This window comes from Bartonella vinsonii subsp. berkhoffii ATCC 51672, from assembly GCF_902825225.1.
Lineage (GTDB): Bacteria > Pseudomonadota > Alphaproteobacteria > Rhizobiales > Rhizobiaceae > Bartonella > Bartonella berkhoffii.
In genome coordinates this window covers 1-407 of sequence record NZ_CADEAK010000254.1, presented here as the reverse complement: position 1 = coordinate 407, position 407 = coordinate 1, and the positions used below count along the sequence as shown (strand labels likewise).

The following is a 407-nucleotide window of genomic DNA, read 5'->3' as shown; positions in this document are numbered from 1 at the left end:
AACAAAAACTTATAAAACAAAGCAATCCAATCTAGACAAAAGCCAATTTAACAATGAACAGTCATAAAGAAAGCCGCCATACTGTAGCACAAAATGTCATACGGTCCATCCAGCACTACTTGTATACAGAAAGCAATGATAGGGATAACAAGAATGCAAGCCAAGACCGTCACCATTAAACTGGATAAGCACTGTTACGACATCATCATCGGCCCAGATCTGATTGCACAAGCTGCTTCACTCATTAAACGTTCTCTTAACCAAAAAAGTTTTCAAACGCGTTTGGCTGTTGTGACAGATACAAATAATGCATCTCTCCATTTGGCTAAATTACAGAAAGAATTAACAAAAAATGAAATCCATTTTGTTCTAATCGTCGTAGAAGCAGGAGAGCAAACAAAATCAGT

The 407-nt window shown here is 37.1% G+C and carries 2 pseudogenes; both read left to right on the top strand.

Annotated elements, in window-relative coordinates:
• Window positions 1-179 (top strand): annotated as a pseudogene (locus tag J7R10_RS10160) (shikimate kinase); the annotation flags it as partial.
• Window positions 154-407, top strand: a pseudogene (locus tag J7R10_RS09150) (3-dehydroquinate synthase); the annotation flags it as partial. The pseudogenes J7R10_RS10160 and J7R10_RS09150, both read left to right, overlap by 26 nt.